Genomic DNA, 15,624 nt, shown 5'->3' on the forward strand with positions numbered 1-15,624 from the left:
TCCTGCTATCATCGGGGTTGCGCACAACCGGCTTAGCGGCGCGGGCATCTTCTCGTTTTTTGCGCCCGGCATCGCCACTTGGAGGCACTACCTCATGACGCCCCACTTGCGAACCAGCCCCAACGGCCCCATGCCGACCAAGCCCGAACCGCCGACCACGGACGCCTGCGATTCCGACCTGCTGCGTCGCTTCAGCGCCCAGCGGGACGAGGAGGTGTTCCGGCTGCTGGTCGAGCGGCACGGCCCGCTGGTGCTCGGCGTGTGCCGGCGGAACACGTTCGCCAACGAAGACGCCGAGGACGCCTTCCAGGCGACCTTTTTGGTGCTGTCGCAGTCGGCCGGCTCGATACGCCGCGGCTCGTCGCTGTCGGCGTGGCTGTACGGAGTGGCGCTCCGGGTGAGCGCGCGGGTGCGGCGGGGCCGCCCCGCCGACCGCCCGCAATCCTTGGAGGAGGACGTGCCCGAAACCCGCGACCCGCTCGACGAACTGCTCGCCCGGCACGACGGCATGATCGCCGACGAGGAGCTCTCCGCGCTGCCGGAGAACCTGCGTCAGCCACTGGTGCTGCGGTACCTGGCGGGCAAGAGCAACCAGCAGACCGCCGCCGAACTGGGCATCACGGTCGCCGCACTCGAGGGCCGCCTGAAGCGCGGCAAGAGCCGGCTGCGGGCCCGGCTGCTGCGGCGGGGTGTCACGCTGGCCGCCGTGGTCGCGACGCTCAAATCGACGCAGGTCCACGCCGGCGCCCTGCCGGCGCCGCTGGTGGAAGCGACAGCCGCCCTCGGATGCCAGGGCGCGGCGGGCCCGCTTGCCACGTCGTCCCCCCTCAGCAACCCAACGATCACCAACATCGCCCTCGAGGAGCTAAAGATCATGCACGCGCTCGCCCTCCCGAAGCTGCTACTGCCGTTCGGCGCGGCCGGCGTCGCCCTGCTGGCGATGGGCGTCCACCTGGCCTACTCCCAAGGCGCCGGTGCCGACACGGGCACATCGCCGCTGCAGTTGCAGAGCGAAGCCGCGGACGCCCCCGGAGACTCGGAAGCTTTGTTCGCCGCGGGGGCGATCGCCACGGCGCCTGCGGCCGAAGACAATCCGTTCGGCGCCATCGCCGCCACTGCAGCAGACGCCAACCCGTTCAACGCCAGTCCGCGGGACGCGTTTGTGGCGTCCCCTCCCCAGACGCCCGCGGCGGCGAACTCCTTCGTGGCCGCTGTCCCGCCCGGCGTCGCCCGGATTGAGAACAGCCTCGCCTCCCAGTTGACGACAACAGGTCTCGACTTTGTCGACGCTCCGCTTGAGGAGGTCATCGACTTCTTGAGGACAGAGTACGACATCGAGATCCAACTCGATGAAAGATCGCTCGACGATATCGCGATCGGGCGCGACGAGCCGATCACCTGTAACCTTCGCCGGGTCAGCCTTGATGCGGCATTGAACCTGATACTTGATAAGCTCGAGCTAACCCATGTGGTCGCCAACGAGGTGCTGCTCATCACCACCCAGGAACATGCTCACACATTGCTCGACACGAAGCTTTACCACACAAGGGGGTTAGGAATTGACGCGGAATCGCTACGCGAAACGATTCTGAAGACCGTGGCTCCGGAGACGTGGTCAGACGGCAACGGCGGCGAAGCCGAATTTGAGCCGCTGCCGTCCGGCGACGTGCTCGTCAGGCAGACCTACGCCGGCCACAAAGAGCTGAGCCAGGTGCTCAAGCAGCTGGCCGCCAGTCAGGCAGGGTCGCCTGCCAGCGGCGACCGACAAGCTGACGCGGCGCCGCGGGCCGGAGTCCAGGTGGAACGGATCTCCACCGCCGAGTCGGGGCCGGTGCTAACGCTGCGGGGCGCGAAGGACGAGGTCGAAAGGGTCGCCGAGGTAATCAATACCACGGTGGGGCCGGACGCCCCGACCTCCGCCGCGGCGCCGGCGGCTGCTGTGCAAACTCTGCGAGCCCTCAAGTCCCGCTACAGCGACCTCCTTGAGCAGATCCAGCGCAAGCAGGAGGCCTACAACGCGTTGGCTAAGGACTCCGGGTCGATCCTCGACGCCCGCAACGCGGCCGAGAACCAGCTCGACATCGAGCTGCTGACCCGCCTGCGGGGCGAGCTGCTCGAGATGCGCCGCAAGGACGCCACCACCCAGCACGGCGCGCCGATCGGCGAGTACATGGACGAGCTCCGGACCGAGATCGCCGAGCTCACCGAGCGGGTGCTCACCCGGGCGGAGGAGAACCCCGATCTGCAGCGCCGCGGCGAGGAGATCGAGCAGCTCAAACAGATCGCGGCTGGGCTGCAGGAGCGGATCGAGGAGCTGGAAACCGAGCGTGCGATCGGGGAAGAGTCGCCCGCCACCACTGCGGGGGGAGGACTACGCTGAGTTCATCGAGCAGGGTGGAAGGTAAGACGCGAAAGGCAATCCGTCGGTGTTGTGGCTGATGCAGCTAGGACTCCACGGCGCCTTTCAACTGCTCGGCTTGTCGGCGAATTTCTTTCAGCTCATCGCTCGACTTCCGCTCCAGGTTCTTCAGCTGCATCCGCATCCGGTTGTTGCCCGACAGCTTCTCTTGGTGGCGGTCTAAGAAGTCCCAGTAGAGCGTGGTGAAGGGGCAGGCGTCCTCGCCAACCGCCACATCCGGGTTGAAGCGGCAGCCCTGGCAGTAGTTGCTCATCCGCTTGATGTACTTGCCGCTGGCGATGTACGGCTTGCTGGCCATGACGCCGCCGTCGGCGTACTGGGACATGCCGAGCGAGTTTGGCAGCTCTACCCACTCGACCGCGTCGACGTAGACCGCCAGGTACCACTCGTGCACCTGCTTCGGGTCCACGCCCAGCAGCAACGCGTACAGGCCGGTGACCATCAGCCGCTGAATGTGGTGGGCGTAGCCGTGGCGGAGCGTCTGGCCGATGGCCTGCCGCAGGCACTGCATGTCGGTCTCGCCGGTCCAGTAGAAATCCGGCAAGGGCGCCCTGGCGTGCAACGCGTTGCGGTTGAGGTACTCCGGCATGTGCATCCAATACACGCCCCGCACGTACTCACGCCAGCCGAGGATCTGTCGCACGAACCCCTCCACGCTGTTCAGCGGCGCGTCGCCCGACTCATAAGCCTGGACCGCGGCGCCGATCGCGTCGCGCGGGTCCAGCAGCTTGAGGTTCATGGCCGCCGATATCCGCGAGTGGTAGAGCCACGGCTCGTCGGTCCACATCGCGTCCTGGTACTCGCCGAAGTCCGACAGCCGGTGCTTGATGAAATCCCGCAGGGCGACCTTGGCCTCCTTGGCGGTCACCGGCCAGTCGAACGTGTCCAGCTCGCCCGGGTGCTGACCGAAGCGGTCGTTGACGAGCTCGAGCACCTGCTTGGTCACCTTGTCGGCGCGGAAGCGGTGCGGGGCGGGCAGGTCGCGCGGTCCGCGTTTGCTGAACGACCCGCGATTCTCCTTATCGTAGTTCCAGTCGCCACCGGCGGGCTCGCCGTCCTCCATCAGCACGCCGTGCCGCTTCCGCATCTCGCGGTAGAAGTACTCCATCCGCAGCTGCTTACGCCCGCTGGCGTGCTCGGCGAACTCCTCGGGCGTGGACAGGAAATGCCGGTCGGCACGCACGTCGAGCGGCACGCCGAGCTTGCCGGCCTGGGTCCGCAGCGCGTGCAGCACCCGGTACTCGCCCGGGTGAACCACGATCAGCCGCTCAGGGGAGTGCTCGGCAATCGCCTCCGCGAGCCCCTGGCTGAGCGAGCCGCCCTCGGGCGATTCCTCGAGAGCCCGGTACGACACCCGGCGCCCGTTGTCTCTTAGGGCGTCACGGAAGTGCCGCATCGCGGCTAGGAAGACGGCGATCCGGGGCTTGGTCGACCAGACGTGCGTCGACTCCTCGTCCGCCTCGATCATCAGGACCAGATCCCGATCATTGTCGAACCCGTCGAACGACGCGGAGTCTGCGTTGAGCTGATCGCCGAGGACGATCACCAGGTGTCGGACGGGCGTTTCCTGCTTGAGTTGGCTCACACGGCATCATAGGAATGTCGGCCGGTACGCCAAGAGGCGTCACACGCCGGCGAACTTCCGCAGGTCGGTCGCCATCGCGTCGAGGCGGGCCTCCAATTCGGCCTTGGTCTCGTCGAGGTCGTGCAGCATCTCGGCCGGCGTGTAGGCGAACATGTAGAACTTGATCTTCGGCTCGGTGCCGCTCGGGCGGCAGGCGACGTACGTGCCCTCCTGGTCGAGGTCGAGGATCACCAAGTCGCCCGTGGGCCCGGCCAACGGCGCCGAAGGTGAGGGCCCGCCGACCGCGATCTTGACGTTGTTCAGGTAGTCGCGGACGTGCTTCACCGGCATCCCCCCCACCACGGCCGGCGGGTCGTTGCGGAAGGCGGCCATCACCTTCTTCATCTCGGCCATGCCCTCGCTGCCGGGCATCTGCACGTTGATCAGCCGCTCGGCGTGGCAGCCGTGCTGCCAGAACAGCGAGTCGAGCTTCTCGTGGAGGCTCTTGCCCTGGGACTTGAGCTTGGCGGCCAGCTCGCACGCCAGCATCGACGCGACCGCGCCGTCCTTGTCCCGGGCGTACGTGCCGGTCATGTAGCCGTGCGACTCCTCGCAGCCGTACAGGAACTTGTCGGGGCCGTTCTCGTCGATCGCGCCGGCGATCCACTTGAAGCCGACCAGCAGGTCGCCTATGACCTTGGCGCCGTAGCTGTCGGCGATGCGGCGGACCATCTGCGTGGTGACCAGCGTCTGCACCACGAAGTGCTCCTGCGTGAGCGTGCCGGGGTAGGTCTCGACCACGTAGTCGCACAGCAGCGCGCAGATCTGGTTTCCGGTGAGCGTCTTCCAGTCGTTCCCACCGGAGATCACCGGCGCCGCCAGGCCGATGCGGTCGCAGTCCGGGTCGGTGGCGACGCAGAGGTCGGCGCCGCTGGACTTGGCGTGCTCGATCATCGCGTCGAACACCTCCGGCCGCTCCGGGTTCGACACGTGGCCCGGCACGTTGGGGAAGTCGCCGGAGGGCTCGGCGTGCGGGCCGAACACCTCGACGCTCTGGAAGCCGTCCCGCTCGAGCGCCGGCACGACCGCCGTGGCGCCCACGCCGTGCAGCGGCGAGTACAGCACGTTCAGGTCCCGCGGGCCGGACCGGCCCTGGGCCACCACGTTGTCGATAAAGGCCTTGTCGACTTCCTCCTCGCAGAACACGATGTCGCCGTCGGCCACCGCCTTGTCAAAATCGACGCGGACGATCTCCTGGCAGTTCATCACCCGCTCGATGATCCCCTTGTCGTGCGGCGGCAGCACCTGGCCGCCGGTGCTCCAGTACACCTTCACGGCGTTGTCGCTGGGAGGGTTGTGGCTGGCGGTGACCATAATGCCGGTCGAGCAGTTCTTGTAGCGGACCGCGAACGACAGCTCCGGCGTGCTGCGATACCCCTGCAGCAGGTAGACCTTGAAGCCGGCCGCGACCATGATCTCGGCGCACAGCTTGGCGAACCGCTCGCCGTTGTGGCGGGTGTCGCGGCAGAGGGCGCAGGAGAGCTCGGCCCCTTCGCCCAGCGTGTCCTTCACGTAGTTGGCCAGGCCTTGGGCGCTCTCGCCGATGGTACGGTCGTTGATCGCGTTGGACCCGAACGGGTACATCTTGCCGCGGCGGCCGCCGGTGCCGAAGGGGATGATCGTCCAGAAGACGTCGTCCAGCGTCTGCCAATCGCCCCGCTCGACGTGCTCCACAATCTGGTCGGCGTACTCCGCGTAGCGGTCCTCGGTGAGCCAGGCGGTGAGGTTCCCCAGCGCGGACTCGGTTAGCTTGCCGTCAGCGACCGCCTGCTTGGCGGCGGCCAGGGATTCGTCGATCGTCATGCGTGTACTGCGGTTTTCTGGCTTGGTTTGGACTGCCTGAGCGATCCATAAATTAGCACAGAAAACCCGGGCGGCGTAGCGGGGCAGCCGGCCGGACGTTGACCGCCAACACGATGTCGGTGGATCGTCAGCTAGCCGCCAGGCTTGGCGGTTTACTGCCTTGGCGGTTCCCCAACGTCAGCCGGCGGAAGTTCGGCCGATGGTCCCGGAGCCACGCCAGCGAAGGCCTTTCGACCGCGTGGTGCAGCACGACCGCCAGCAGCACGGCCACGGCCAACGCGAGAGCGAGCCCCGCCGCCGGCGGCAGCCCGGCGGACTCCGCCGCCCGCATCACCACGTAGCCGATGTTCTGATGCGTGAGGTAGAGCGGGTAGGAGAGCGCGCCGAGGTAGACCAGCCCCCGCCGGTTGAGCCACGGCAGCCGGCCGGTCACCGCGGCGGCTAGCACCGCGGCCAGGACCACGCCGATCGCGCCGGCCACGGCGCCGTGGTGCGCCACGTCGGCGATCAGGCAGACCGTCACGCCGAGCAGGGTCTCAAGATCGTCAAGGCGTCGTTCCCGCCACGCGTACAGCAGGATCCCGACGCCGAACAGCGGGATGTAGTGCAGGCTGCCGAGGGTCATCAGCTTGGTGACGTGCGCCGCGGCGCTTGGCAGCCAGCCGTGGTCGGCGCCGTGAAGCACCAGCAACGCCACAGCCGACGCCGCTACCCAACCGAGCACCGCGGCCAGCGGCCGGCGGAACACGCCGAGCGAGAACAGCAGCAGCATGTTGGCGTAGAAGATCACCTCCGCCTGCAGCGACCAGTACGCGCCGTCGACGTGCTCGGCGCCCAGGATCGACTGCACCATCGACAGGTTGAGCGCCGCGTCGCGCAGCGAGACTTCTTGCCCCGGCAGGCCAAACCACGTAACCACGGCGAAGGTCAAGGCTAGCGCGGCCCAGTACGCCGGGTACAACCGGCTGAAACGTCCCCACGCGAACGAGAACCAGCCGCTGGTCCGCTCGAGGGTCAGCAGGATCACGAACCCACTCAGCATGAAGAACAGGTCCACGCCATATTCGCCCAGCGGCGCCGACCAGCCGAGCGTGGTCGAACGCCCGAACAGCTCGTCAAACCGCGTGGTGAAGTGGAACAGCACCACCGCCACCGCGGCCAGGCCGCGGAGGGCGTCGAGTTCTAAGATGCGACCAGCGGCAGGGGCGTTAGGCGTTGTCATGCAGGCGGCCAGGGAGCGGGGCAGAGGGTTCCGCCCGCAGATATGCAACCTGGGCGCCAGTAGGCGATGCCCGAGTTTCAGGCCACTACAGGCGCCCAGGCGTTGTGAAAAGGCCACAACGCGGGTCGCTCAGGCCACATGGCCGCCGCTCAGACTTGCTCTTGGTACGCCGGAAAGTCCGTGTAGCCCTTCGCCCCGGTCGGCGAGTACCAGGCCGACATCTCCGCCTCGGGGGCGAGTGGCCAGCCGTTCGCGAACCGCTCGACCAGGTCGGGGTTGCTGATGTAGGGGCGGCCGAAGGAGATCAGGTCGGCGTCGCCGCCGACGATCGCCTGGTCGGCCGAGTCGCGGTCGTAGCCGCAGTTTCCCATCACGACGCCGTGGTAGTGCTGGCGGACCTCGGCCAGCGTGACGGGGGCACCCAGGTCGTGGAACCCGAAGCCGAGGCCGTCCATCACGTGCAGGTAGGCCAGGTTCAGCTTGTCGAGCTGCTCGAACGCGTAGGTGAACTGCTCCCGGTAGTCTGGCGAGCCCATGTCGTTGAACGCGCCGTTGGGCGACAGCCGCACGCCGACTCGGTTCGACTCCCACACCTCGGTCACGGCCGACAGCACCTCGCCCAGCAGCCGGTAGCGGTTCTCGACGCTGCCGCCGTACCGGTCAGTCCGGTGGTTGGTCTTGGACTGCAGGAACTCGTCCAGCAGGTAGCCGTTGGCCGAGTGCACCTCCACGCCGTCCAGCCCCGCGTCCTTGGCCCGCTGGGCCGCCTGCTTGTAGTCGGCCACGACGCCGGGCAGCTCGTCGGTCTCCAGCGCGCGGGGCGTTTCGTAGGGCTGCTTCCCCTCGGGCGTGTGCGCGTGGTCGCCGGAGATAGCGATGGCCGACGGCGCCACGGCCGGCTCGCCGTCGTGGAACGAGCTGTGCGACGCGCGGCCCGTGTGCCACAGCTGCATGAAGATCTTGCCGCCCGCCTGGTGCACCGCGTCGGCCACCTTCGCCCAGCCCTGCTGCTGGGCGTCGGTGTACATGCCGGCGGACTCGAGCCACCCGTTGGCCTGTGGCGAGATGGTGGTCGCCTCGCTGATGACCAGCCCGGCCGCCGCCCGCTGGGCGTAGTAGGTTGCGTTGACCTCGGTCGGAACGCGGTCGGCGCCGGCGCGGCCCCGTGTCAGCGGCGCCATCACGACACGGTTGGCGAGTGGCAGTCCGTGCAGGTCTAGCGGGGAGAGCAGCGCAGCGGGGCGTGCAAGATCGGTCATGGCGGGGACGCTCGCGGTGGGGAGGGGGTAGGCGGGGAGCGCCGGGGTAGAGCCGTCGGCGCGAGTAATCCTAGACGCCCGCGTCACCGCGGCAACCGCTGACGCCCCGTAGCCGCTGGGGAGCGTGGGCTGCGACACACTTCGCGGTCAGCGTCAGAGTGACGCCCGCTAGTGGTACCGCGTGATCATCTGCCACACGACCGACCATTTGCCGTGCTCGCGTTTCAGCAGGCAGGTCACGCTGCCCCGCCGGTGGGTCGGGCCGATCAGCCCCCGCACCAGCGCCTGGTTGCCGTCGCCAGAGTAGCCTGGCAGGTAACACTGCACCCAGCACCGCGCGGCGGGGTACAAGGCCTGCAACTCGCCGATGCCCCGCATCCCGCGAGCGCCGTTGGGGACCTCGGTGACCACCACGCCTGCGGGCGGCTTGAATCGCTTGAACGACGCATCGACCGCGTCGAGAGAGCGGGGGTTGAGCTGGCGCGAAGAGTTGCGCGCCAGCACGTCCTCCATCAGCGCGGGGTCGACCTTCTGGTCACGGAGGTCGGTCTTGAGCTGCAGCGGCTGCAGGAAGTCGGTCTTCCGTGGATTTCGCGGCGCGAGGAGGACCTGCGTGCCAGCGGGGTCGAAGTCCGTCAGGTTGGACTCGCCGCTCTCGACCAGGTGCAACAGCGTCTTGGTCAGGACCTGCTGGTCCCGCTTCGTCAGGGTCTGGGCGGACTCGGCCGTCGCGACAACCGGGCAGACAAGCGTCAGCAGCGCCGCCACGCGGGGCAGGGACCTCATGTCAGCTCTCCCAAGACCGGTTGGCCGCGGCAAGGCATCATCCGGGACGCCGTTCGGATCGACTACGCCTGCTCGAAACTTGCTTCGAGTCGGCTACGCCTCCTCAAGACCTCTGCGAGTCGGCTACGCCTCCTCGATGACCTCTTTAACCGGCTGCACGAAGTGGGGCGATTTGCCCTTGGCGGTTAGCTCTTCGGCCTTCTTTTCGGCCTCTTTCTTCTGGCTGTAGTCGTACAGCGCGACCCGCTTGAGCGACTGGTTGAACACCCCCCAGAAAGCCTTGAGGCGGACCTCGGCGGCGGCCTTCTTCGTCTTGCGGGTGGTCTTCTTCTTGGCGGCCTTTTTCTTCTTCGGGGCCTCAAGTTTCTCGGCGGCCTCGGCCTCGGCGCGTAATTCCTTGCGACTAACTACTTTACGAGCCATCTAACCGATGCCTGTGGGAGAGGGGGAAGAAAACCGACCATCAATTCCAAGTCCTGAATATAGCGGAATTTGCGCCGGCTGACTATCGGCGCCCGACACGAGCACTCGGCGGCGAGCGGCCCCGCCAATCTGGCAGAGGTCCGGCCGCGGCGGTGATTGATTGGCAGCCGGGTCAGCTGTCACGCTCGATCTTGATCCCAAGTTTTTCGGCCTGCTTCGTCAGTGCGGGCTGAAAGTAGATGATCGGCCGGTGGAGCTTCCTGCCGTTCCGCTCTGGTGAACGCTCGCGGGCCCAAAAGAACGTGCGGTCGACGAGCCGGCGGGGCAGCTTGCCACGCTCCACCGTGTCCACCACGGCGTCGACAAAGTCCACCTCGGACGGGCGGCGGGCCTGCAGTCCCAGCACTAATCGCTCGCGGTAGGTGGGCTCCTTGCCGCCCTGGCGAGCGGCTTGAACGCCCGCGGCCAGCGAGAGTGCGAGCGCAACGATCAGCAGTGGGATGCAGCGGCGGATCGGGTGGCTGGTCATAACGCGTCGACTCGGGTTGCGGATTTCCCCCCGCGGATAAGTCTGGATCGCGAGTAATTAGCAGGTCCGCGAGGCGGCGGCAATGGCGGATCCGCCTCGCCGAGGGCGCGCTATTTGCAACGACAGTCAGGGGTCCGAAATGCGGATTAATTGCTCGCCAGCAAGGTTTCGCGGAGTAGGATTATTGTGTAGGTTTGGACGCCCAACGGGGCTCATGCAGCCCCCTACCGGCAGACGATACTTACAACTTGCAGCCGTTGAATAGCCAGCCGCCGGCCCGCCCGGCGGAGACAACTCAAACTTTCCGGTCGCCATTCCGTCGGGAGGACCACTTTATTCGATTGGCCCGGGTCGATCCCATGGCAGCGCGCAGCGCTGTCCGACCTGCGTCTTTCTTCGAGCGACTCCACTCCGTCGCAAGCGACCGGGAGTTTGTTACAGCGAAAGGCCGCGTGGGCCTGACCCACGCGGCCTTTTTGCTGCGCTGATCGGGAACACCTACTGCACCATAACCTTGGACGCCTCTTCGGCGCTCAGGCGGTGCTGCTCCAAGTCCACGCGGATGGCGAACCCGCCATCCGTGGTTGCGCCGGCCAGGCTGCCACGGGCGCCGATCTCCAGGCCCGCCTCACTGAGGCGGCGGAGGAACTCGGGCGACTGATCGACCACTCGGGTCACCCGGAACGGCAGCCCCAGCGGGTGCTCGGTAAGCGGGCCGTCGACCGGCGAGGCGATCGCGCCGTCGGAGGTGGGGATCGGGTCGCCGTGCGGGTCGACCGACGGGAACCCGAGCTTCGCGTCGATGCGGTCGACCAGCCAATCGCTGACCGCGTGCTCCATGTTCTCGGCTTCGTCGTGCACCTCGTCCCAGCTGAGCCCGAGCGTCTGCACCAGGAACAGCTCGATGAGCCGGTGCCGGCGGATCACCCGCATGGCGAGCGTCTCGCCGGCCGCCGTGAGCCGTACCCCCTCGTACGGCGTGTAGGTCGCCAGCCCGCTGTCGGCCAGGGTCTTCAGCATGCTGGTCACCGTGCCGGGCGCGACGTTCAGCGCCGCGGCGATCTGGCCGGTCGCGATCGGACCTGCGGCCGGCCCGTCGAGCGTGAGCTGGAGGATCGTCTTCAGGTAGTTCTCGACAGTGAGGCTAGCCACGCGGCGTGCTCCTGGATGATAATCACGGGTCGCCCTCACGGCCTGTGACGACCTCGGATCCCTCAAGCGTAAGCCATGCCCCTCGGTGACGCCAATCAACCGCCCGACGCGCCGGCGGGCGACTCCTGCCTGCGGCCGGAGGTCGCCAGGCATGTCGAGTTCGGCAGCCACTGGCTGAAGACGCCGGCCGGGCGGATGCACTTCGTTGACGAGGGCCCGCGCGACGCCGACGAGACCCTGTTGTTCGTCCACGGCAACCCGACCTGGAGCTACCACTGGCGGCGGCTGATCAAGGACCAGCGGCGCCAGCGAAGGTGCGTCGCGATGGACCACCTCGGCATGGGCGGCAGCGATCTGCCCGAGTCGCAGCTGCGGCTGGCTGACCATATCGACAACGTGGTACGGCTGATCGACGAGCTCGACCTGCGAGACGTCACGCTCGTAGCGCAGGACTGGGGCGGGTCGATCGGGCTGGGCGCACTGCAGGAGCGACGGGAGCGGTTCGACCGGATTGTGCTGTACAACACCGGCGCCTTCCCGCCGGACCGCATCCCGCTGCGGATCGATGTCTGCCGCACGCCGCTGTTGGGTCGGCTGGGGCTGCAGGGCCTCAACGCGTTCTCGCGGGCGGCGTTGCGGATGACGCTCTCCCGCAGCCGGAACCTGCCGCCCGGCGTCGGCGCCGCGTACCTCGCGCCGCACGACACCTGGGCCCGCCGCCGCGCGGTGTACGACTTCGTCAAAGACATCCCGAAGGACGCCTCTCACCCCACTTGGTCGACCCTAACCAGCATTGAGCAGGGGCTGCCAGCGCTCGCTCAGATGCCGATCTGTCTGATCTGGGGCATGCAGGACTGGTGCTTCGTGCCGTGGTGCCTCGATCGCTTCCTCAAGTCCTGGCCGCAGGCCGAGGCGCACCGGCTGGAGGACGTGGGCCACTGGGTGGTGGAGGACGCACCGCACGAAGCCGGGCAGATTCTCACCCGCTTCCTGGCCGCGCACCCGGCCGCCAGGGCGGAGACCACGTGAGCGACTCGGGTCATCGCCGGCCGCTGGGCGCCGCAGGCTACGTCACGCTGGCGTGCCTGTGGGAGGCGACCGCCGCAAAGCCGGGCAACGTCTACCGCGGCGCCGATTTCGGCGACATGACCTATGCCGACTTTGTCACCAGCGCGGCAGCGATCGGACCGGTATTTGAGTGCGCAACAGACCAAAGCGTAGGACGGTTGGCCCTTGAGGCCGTGCAGGCGATGCGGTCGGCGGCCGGTATCAACACGCACCTGGGGACCATCCTGCTGCTGGCGCCGCTGGCCAAAGCGGCGTCGTGTCCGGGCGAGCTGTTCGAGAACGCCAGCGTCGTCGTCGCGGCCACCAGCGTCGAGGACGCGCAGCTTGCGTTTGAATCGATCCGGCTCGCGGCGCCCTCCGGTCTGGGCGAAACGTCCGAGGCCGACGTCAGCCAGCAGCCAAAGGTGACGCTTCATCACGCAATGTCCCTGGCCGCCGAGCGGGACCTGGTAGCCCGGCAGTACGACAACGGGTTCCAAGAGGTGCGAGCCATCGCCGCTCACATCGAACGGCTGGCGGCTTCCGGCCGCCCAATGGCCAACGCCATTGTCGACGCGCACGTCCACCAGATGGCCGCTTGCCCGGACAGCCTGATCGAACGGAAGTGCGGCTCCAAAGTTGCGCAGGAGTCTGCCGCCCGTGCGGCGCGGGTGCTCGCGGCGCGCGACGCAGGGTCCGAATCCTACGGCCAGGCATTGGCGGACCTGGACTTCTGGCTCCGCGCGGACGGCCACCGGCGCAACCCGGGGACCACGGCCGACCTGATTGGCGCGGCGTTGTTCTGCCTGCTGACCCAGGATCGGTTATGCTGGCCCATCCGGTTCTACGGCGACCCTACTTAGCCCCGCCCCCCATCGATATGCCCGAACAATTCCAGGTTCAGGTCGCCAAGGAGCACTTTGTGTTCTCCGCGGCGCACTTCATCACGTTCGGCGACAACATCTGCGAGCGGCTGCACGGCCACAACTACGCGGTGTCTGCCGAACTGCGTGGCCCGCTCGGCGATCACCAGTATGTGGTCGACTTCATCCTGGTGCGCGACACGCTGGCGGCCCTGACGCAGGAGCTGGACCACCACGTGCTGCTCCCCACACGGCACCCGACAATCCAGGTCGAATCAGACGGTCGGGAGGTGACCGCCACGTTCGAGGAACGCCGCTGGGTGTTCCCCGCGGGCGATTGCGTGCTGCTGGATGTGGAGAACACGACCGCCGAGCTGCTGGCGCGGGGCCTAGGCCAACGCCTGCTCGAGGAGTTGCAGCGACGCGGCGCCGGCGCGATTGAGTCCTGCGTGATCGCGGTCGACGAATGCAACGGGCAGCAGGGCGTGTGGCGGTGGACAAAGGATTAGCCGCATTCATCGCCGGCCAACCTGCTCATCGAGTGCATCTGCTACAACCCCACCCGGTTGATCCTCGGACGCCCGTAATCCGGCGGGTGAGGATTGCCGCGTCGGGCGGCCAACCTAGGGTTGCGGTACACGAAACCGTCAACATGGGGCCTTGGCGACCAGCCGGCCTCCGGGCCCCTACCTGAGTCAGCAGACGCACCATGCAAGCCGAACACATCAACCCGTTCCTGAAAGCCGTCTCGAACACGTTCAGCACCATGCTGAACGCCGACGCCCACCGCGGCGACCTGGGACTGGGCGATCCGAAGACGCGGAAGTACCCGATTAGCGGCATCATCGGCCTGTCGGGCAACGCCGTTGGGACCGTGGTGATCAACCTCTCCGAGGAGGTGGCGATGAAGGCCGCCTCGGTGCTGCTGATGGACGATATCAAGGAAGTCAACGACGACGTGATCGACGCCGTTGGCGAACTGGCCAACATGATCGCGGGCCAGGCCAAGGTCGAGCTCGAGCAGTACGAGCTCTCGGTGAGCCTGCCGAACGTGGTCACCGGCGTCGGCCACGAGGTGCGTTTCCCGTCGTCGTCCCCGCCGGTAAGCGTCAGCTTCGAGACCGACTTTGGGCCGCTGCTGCTCGAGGTGGGCTTCGAGCCTTCCAAGGCGATCGCCTAAACGGCGTCTGCCGAATCGGACCAGCTACTAACAAGCCGCGGGGCGATCGACGATCGCCCCGCGGCTTGTCCGCTTTGTGCGATTGAAGGCGGTGCGGCGCCAGCAAGCGTCGCTAGCACCGCCGCCCCTCAAAGTCGGCCCAATCGCTACTTCCTCTCAAAGCGGGTCCCCTCTCGCGCCGATACCTAGAAGCGCGGCGCGGGCTCTGCGCGCCGCGTGATGCTTGTCATTGCCGTACGCGAAGGGCTTCGCCGTGTCTGACATCCACAACGCCGCGGTGCTGCTGATGAGCCTCCCCGAAGACGAGGCCGCCGACCTGCTGAGCCGTCTGGAGCCGCAGATGGTGGAGCAGGTCTCGATCGAAATCGCCCGCACCAAGCGGATCCCCGCCGACGAGCAGCTGGCGGTGATCCGGTCGTTCGCCGACGCGAACCCCAACACGGGCAGCGGCGCCGGCGGGCTCGACCTGGCGCGCAACCTGGTCCGCAAGGCGCTCGGCTCCGACGCGAGCGAAACGCTAGACAACATCCGCCAGTCGATCGAGGCCCTGCCCTTCGGCTTCCTTCGGAACGTCGACAGCCAGAACATCCTGACGTACGTGGTCGACGAGCACCCGCAGACCATCGCGCTGATCTTGTCGCACTTGCCGGCAACCTTCGGCGCCGAGATCCTGGCGGGGCTGCCTCAGGAGAAGCAGCTGGCGGTGGTGCGTCGCGTGGCCGGCATGGGCCAGACCAACCCGGAGATCATCCGGGAGGTCGAGCGCGGTCTGGAGCGTCGGATGAGCAGCGTGATGAGCCAGAGCTTTGAGCGGGCGGGCGGGGTCGAGTCGGTGGCGGCGATGCTGAACGTGTCCGACCGTTCGACCGAACGGACGCTGCTCGAGAACCTGGCGACTGACGACCCGCAGCTGGTCGAAGAAATCCGCCGGCTGATGTTTGTCTTTGACGATATTGCCAAATTCAGCGATCGCGACATTCAGAAGGTCCTCAAGTCGGTCGAGGCCTCGCAGTGGGCCCTGGCGCTCAAGGGCGCCAGCGCGGAGCTCAAGGACAAGGTGCTGGGAAACATGTCGCAGCGGGCGGCCGACATGCTGCGGGAGGAGATGGAGTACCTGGGCGCCGTGAAGCTCTCGGCGGTCGAGGCCCAGCAGCAGGAGATCGTCGACCTGGTCCGCACCATGGAGGACTCGGGCGAGATCGAGATCAACTCCAGCGAAGAAGAAGAAATGATGGTGCAGTAGGCCCCCAGCCGGGGGCCGGTGTAGACCGACGCGGCGGACACGCGTTTTGTGAGCTAGGCTTGTGCGGGCGCCTT

14 protein-coding genes are annotated in these 15,624 nt (G+C 67.3%); 6 read left to right on the plus strand and 8 right to left on the minus strand.

The annotated features are described in order from the left end of the window. The first annotated feature begins 130 nt into the window (after positions 1-130). Positions 131-2,380, plus strand: coding sequence for a sigma-70 family RNA polymerase sigma factor (locus tag KOR34_RS14880; RefSeq protein WP_197531427.1), 2,250 nt, complete (start codon positions 131-133; stop codon positions 2,378-2,380). Between the two features lie 64 nt (positions 2,381-2,444). Here the strand turns inward: KOR34_RS14880 and KOR34_RS14885 are convergent, their stop codons facing one another. From KOR34_RS14885 to KOR34_RS14920, 8 genes are all read right to left on the minus strand, one after another. Then, positions 2,445-4,004, minus strand: a complete 1,560-nt coding sequence (locus KOR34_RS14885; protein ID WP_146565345.1) for a cryptochrome/photolyase family protein — start codon at positions 4,002-4,004, stop codon at positions 2,445-2,447. Between the two features lie 39 nt (positions 4,005-4,043). Further along, positions 4,044-5,846 carry a phospho-sugar mutase gene (locus tag KOR34_RS14890; protein WP_146565346.1) on the minus strand — a complete coding sequence of 601 codons (1,803 nt, stop codon included), beginning with the start codon at positions 5,844-5,846 and terminating at the stop codon, positions 4,044-4,046. 127 nt (positions 5,847-5,973) lie between these two features. Then, positions 5,974-7,068, minus strand: a complete 1,095-nt coding sequence (locus KOR34_RS14895) for an acyltransferase family protein (protein ID WP_146565347.1) — start codon at positions 7,066-7,068, stop codon at positions 5,974-5,976. Between the two features lie 149 nt (positions 7,069-7,217). Then, on the minus strand, positions 7,218-8,327 hold the full coding sequence (locus KOR34_RS14900) for an alkene reductase (RefSeq protein WP_146565348.1): 1,110 nt from the start codon (positions 8,325-8,327) through the stop codon (positions 7,218-7,220). A gap of 168 nt (positions 8,328-8,495) precedes the next feature. Next, a complete protein-coding gene (locus KOR34_RS14905; protein ID WP_146565349.1) occupies positions 8,496-9,113 on the minus strand; it encodes a hypothetical protein in 618 nt (205 codons plus the stop codon). A gap of 123 nt (positions 9,114-9,236) precedes the next feature. Then, positions 9,237-9,536 (minus strand): hypothetical protein, encoded by a 300-nt coding sequence (locus tag KOR34_RS14910; protein ID WP_146565350.1) that lies wholly within the window; start codon positions 9,534-9,536, stop codon positions 9,237-9,239. A 172-nt stretch (positions 9,537-9,708) separates the two neighbouring features. After that, positions 9,709-10,065 carry a hypothetical protein gene (locus KOR34_RS14915; RefSeq protein ID WP_146565351.1) on the minus strand — a complete coding sequence of 119 codons (357 nt, stop codon included), beginning with the start codon at positions 10,063-10,065 and terminating at the stop codon, positions 9,709-9,711. Between the two features lie 498 nt (positions 10,066-10,563). Beyond that, on the minus strand, positions 10,564-11,217 hold the full coding sequence (locus tag KOR34_RS14920; RefSeq protein WP_146565352.1) for a metal-dependent transcriptional regulator: 654 nt from the start codon (positions 11,215-11,217) through the stop codon (positions 10,564-10,566). Between the two features lie 75 nt (positions 11,218-11,292). Here KOR34_RS14920 and KOR34_RS14925 point away from each other — a divergent pair, with 75 nt between their 5' ends. The 5 genes from KOR34_RS14925 to fliG all read left to right on the plus strand — a co-directional run bounded on the left by KOR34_RS14925 (position 11,293) and on the right by fliG (position 15,550). Next, positions 11,293-12,246 carry an alpha/beta fold hydrolase gene (locus KOR34_RS14925; RefSeq protein WP_146565353.1) on the plus strand — a complete coding sequence of 318 codons (954 nt, stop codon included), beginning with the start codon at positions 11,293-11,295 and terminating at the stop codon, positions 12,244-12,246. Further along, positions 12,243-13,127 (plus strand): triphosphoribosyl-dephospho-CoA synthase, encoded by an 885-nt coding sequence (locus KOR34_RS14930; RefSeq protein ID WP_197531429.1) that lies wholly within the window; start codon positions 12,243-12,245, stop codon positions 13,125-13,127. Before KOR34_RS14925 ends, KOR34_RS14930 begins: the two co-directional genes overlap by 4 nt. Before the next feature lie 17 nt (positions 13,128-13,144). Next, entirely contained in the window at positions 13,145-13,636 is a 492-nt protein-coding gene (locus KOR34_RS14935; protein ID WP_146565355.1) for a 6-pyruvoyl trahydropterin synthase family protein, read from the plus strand. Between the two features lie 200 nt (positions 13,637-13,836). After that, positions 13,837-14,307 (plus strand): chemotaxis protein CheX, encoded by a 471-nt coding sequence (locus KOR34_RS14940; RefSeq protein WP_146565356.1) that lies wholly within the window; start codon positions 13,837-13,839, stop codon positions 14,305-14,307. Positions 14,308-14,560: 253 nt separating this feature from the next. Then, positions 14,561-15,550, plus strand: a complete 990-nt coding sequence (fliG, locus tag KOR34_RS14945) for a flagellar motor switch protein FliG (RefSeq protein ID WP_228714619.1) — start codon at positions 14,561-14,563, stop codon at positions 15,548-15,550. Positions 15,551-15,624 lie beyond the last annotated feature (74 nt).

The sequence above is a fragment of the Posidoniimonas corsicana genome, assembly GCF_007859765.1.
Classification (GTDB): domain Bacteria; phylum Planctomycetota; class Planctomycetia; order Pirellulales; family Lacipirellulaceae; genus Posidoniimonas; species Posidoniimonas corsicana.

What these genes read in the sequence shown, in the direction of transcription:
- KOR34_RS14880 (WP_197531427.1), top strand. Translation starts at nt 131, where the DNA reads ATGCCGACCAAGCCCGAACCGCCGACCACGGACGCCTGCGATTCCGAC.
- KOR34_RS14890 (WP_146565346.1), bottom strand. Translation starts at nt 5,846, where the DNA reads ATGACGATCGACGAATCCCTGGCCGCCGCCAAGCAGGCGGTCGCTGAC.
- KOR34_RS14895 (WP_146565347.1), bottom strand. Translation starts at nt 7,068, where the DNA reads ATGACAACGCCTAACGCCCCTGCCGCTGGTCGCATCTTAGAACTCGAC.
- KOR34_RS14900 (WP_146565348.1), bottom strand. Translation starts at nt 8,327, where the DNA reads ATGACCGATCTTGCACGCCCCGCTGCGCTGCTCTCCCCGCTAGACCTG.
- KOR34_RS14905 (WP_146565349.1), bottom strand. Translation starts at nt 9,113, where the DNA reads ATGAGGTCCCTGCCCCGCGTGGCGGCGCTGCTGACGCTTGTCTGCCCG.
- KOR34_RS14910 (WP_146565350.1), bottom strand. Translation starts at nt 9,536, where the DNA reads ATGGCTCGTAAAGTAGTTAGTCGCAAGGAATTACGCGCCGAGGCCGAG.
- KOR34_RS14915 (WP_146565351.1), bottom strand. Translation starts at nt 10,065, where the DNA reads ATGACCAGCCACCCGATCCGCCGCTGCATCCCACTGCTGATCGTTGCG.
- KOR34_RS14925 (WP_146565353.1), top strand. Translation starts at nt 11,293, where the DNA reads ATGCCCCTCGGTGACGCCAATCAACCGCCCGACGCGCCGGCGGGCGAC.
- KOR34_RS14935 (WP_146565355.1), top strand. Translation starts at nt 13,145, where the DNA reads ATGCCCGAACAATTCCAGGTTCAGGTCGCCAAGGAGCACTTTGTGTTC.
- KOR34_RS14940 (WP_146565356.1), top strand. Translation starts at nt 13,837, where the DNA reads ATGCAAGCCGAACACATCAACCCGTTCCTGAAAGCCGTCTCGAACACG.